This window comes from Mycobacterium sp., assembly GCF_049673265.1.
In the GTDB taxonomy this organism is placed as follows: Bacteria; Actinomycetota; Actinomycetes; order Mycobacteriales; family Mycobacteriaceae; genus Mycobacterium.
Genome location: NZ_JBATXN010000616.1, coordinates 1 through 2,221, shown reverse-complemented (window position 1 = coordinate 2,221; position 2,221 = coordinate 1). Strand labels below are relative to the sequence as shown.

3 protein-coding genes and 1 pseudogene are annotated in these 2,221 nt (G+C 62.9%); all 4 read right to left on the bottom strand.

Translation table 11 applies throughout. The features are described from left to right. Window positions 1-505, bottom strand: a 505-nt coding sequence (locus WBF82_RS20820) for a nitroreductase family protein (protein ID WP_424384828.1), incomplete at its 3' end; no start/stop codon positions are given. A gap of 42 nt (window positions 506-547) precedes the next feature. After that, window positions 548-1,252, bottom strand: coding sequence for an RES family NAD+ phosphorylase (locus tag WBF82_RS20815; protein WP_424384827.1), 705 nt, complete (start codon window positions 1,250-1,252; stop codon window positions 548-550). Further along, the gene (locus tag WBF82_RS20810) at window positions 1,246-1,971 is read right to left on the bottom strand and encodes a helix-turn-helix domain-containing protein (protein ID WP_424384826.1); all 726 of its coding nucleotides are present in this window, start codon (window positions 1,969-1,971) and stop codon (window positions 1,246-1,248) included. Before WBF82_RS20810 ends, WBF82_RS20815 begins: the two co-directional genes overlap by 7 nt. Before the next feature lie 40 nt (window positions 1,972-2,011). Then, window positions 2,012-2,221: pseudogene (locus WBF82_RS20805) on the bottom strand (hypothetical protein); the annotation flags it as partial.

The following is a 2,221-nucleotide window of genomic DNA, read 5'->3' as shown; positions in this document are numbered from 1 at the left end:
CGTGATGGACGACCTCGTCGAAGGGCCGCCGGTTCGGTTTGCGAATGGGCTTGAGTGGGCGATCAGCCGGATAGCCGACGCCGAGCATGTAGGCCACCAGGTAGCCATCGGGGACGCCGAGGATCGCGCGGGCCTTCTCCTGATCCCCCACCGACGAATGGCCGGTGCCGATACCGAGGTCGGTAGCCGCGATCATCATCGCCATCGTCGCTTGGCCGACGTCGTACTGGTCGGTCACCTTTCGGCGCTCATCCGGCGGCTCGGGGATCACGAAGGCGACGGCGGCTGCGGCCTTCGCGATATGGCCGGCGCCCTGCCACACCGTGGAAAGCTCCTGCAGCTGGTGCCGGTCGGTGACAATCACGAAGTCCCACGCCTGGCGGTTCTTCGCCGAAGGCGCTCGCCATCCGGCCTCGGCGATACGGTTCAGGTCGTCGTCTGACACCGGCTCTGGCTTGTACTGGCGCACATTGCGTCGGGCAGTGATCGCATCCCAGGTATCCATCTTGTCCTTCCGTCTGGCTCTCATGAACCATGCTGCCAGCGCTTAGGTCGCCTTTTTGCACTCGGTGCAGTCATCCGAGGACACCGTGGTGATTGTGATCAGGCGCTTTCTCATTTGCACTTGCAACCGCAGTAGTACGCGCGGGTCGGTGAGCGCCATGTCTTGGCGACGTCCGCGGGCGTCGCGGACGATTTCGACGCCGTCGTCGCAATCCCATAGTGCGAGCGAGTAACCGAAGTTGTAGCCAGTCCGGTAGCGAATTCCGGTGGCTTCCGGTCCCGCCGGCTGATCTTCATAGATGGCGCGCGCCCACTCCTGCGTCAACGGTCGAGCCTCGCTTCCGTCGGCAAGCGATGGCAAGGCCCCGATCGCCATGGCTGACCCTTTTCGCGCGAGGTCAAACATCGCCAGACGCCGTGTCGGCGCGAGGATAGAGACCCGGTAGCGAGGACAAAGCCGCGCGTTGCCGCTCTCGCCGAACACCTCGCTGGCCGAGGTCGCGAGATCTTCACCGACGTAGAGGATTCGCCGGCCGCTCGGGTCGACTACCGGTGGGTGCGCCGCGTGATGGTGGTCGAGCCGAGCAAGCGGCCCGTATCCCCGGAAAGTAGCCCCATCAGATGCGTGCTTGCTTTGGTGATAGACGCGGCACCACCGCCAGCGGGTCGCCTCCGGCCGCGGCTCCCACCACCACACGAACGGCGCCTTCGGTAGCGGGCGCGTCGGAAGGTCGAGTTTCTTTACCATCCTGTGGCGGTCAATACCCGCGCGAGTTCGATGACCGGTGAACTGCCGTGAAAGACCATCTCCTCGCAAGCGTTTCGTCCGTCGAACTCCGGTTGAGTCCTCAGCATCCACGACGAAAGGGTTACCGGGCCGCCCGGTAATACGGCTTGCAGAGCGTCCAGATCGGGTAGGACACCGGTGGGAACGTCAGGATCGAATTGCCAAGTGGGAAGCCGCCATTCGCGGCCCAGCTTGATGCCGACAAGCTTTCGCGAAGCGAGTTTGGCGGTGACGCTTTGTGCAGTGATGCCGAGAAGCTCTGCCGCGTCATCTCTGCTGATGCCATTCGCCGCAAATTGCTGTCGCTGCGCGAACTGGTCACTCAAGTCGGCGAACACAGCTTTCACCGCAGTCACCGAATCAGGGCTGGGGCCCCAGAAACGCTCGTCGAGATCGTCAGCTGACTCAGCGGTTGCCGCAGCCTCCAATCGATCGACCTCCGAGTCATCGGCATCATTCACCAACGCCTTTACGGCAGCACGCAATTGCGTCGTGTCGGTAGGGCTGTGGGGCGTGATGGGTGCGGCGGCGTCGGCACCGATCGAGATGATGGCGTACCCCGACTCGCGCAGGGCGCTCTCGAGCTTGTCGCGTTCGGGTGTCTCCACCGGCAGATCATCCGGGACGCGACGGCCCTGGTCATCGACGGCGACCGGTTCCAGTACAAAAAACTCAGTCATGGCTTTGCTCCTCCTTACGAAGGATACGCAACTTAAGCAGCTAGAGCAACGTATGGCACCCTAAGCCGATTGGCTGACCGCTTGCTCCAGCGCGTCGATTAACCTCGTGAAGCTCGTCGACCATCCAGTTGTCGATGCGCTGGGCGTAGACCTCGACCAGTGAGCAGTAGTACCAGAGGTGCTGCTGTGGATCTTTGACGCTGAACCGCTGCCACAACTCGTCGCCGTGCGCGCGAAAGTCCCTCAGGAT

Coding starts and splice junctions, on each gene's coding strand:
- WBF82_RS20810 (WP_424384826.1), bottom strand. CDS start 1,971: ATGACTGAGTTTTTTGTACTGGAACCGGTCGCCGTCGATGACCAGGGC.
- WBF82_RS20815 (WP_424384827.1), bottom strand. CDS start 1,252: ATGGTAAAGAAACTCGACCTTCCGACGCGCCCGCTACCGAAGGCGCCG.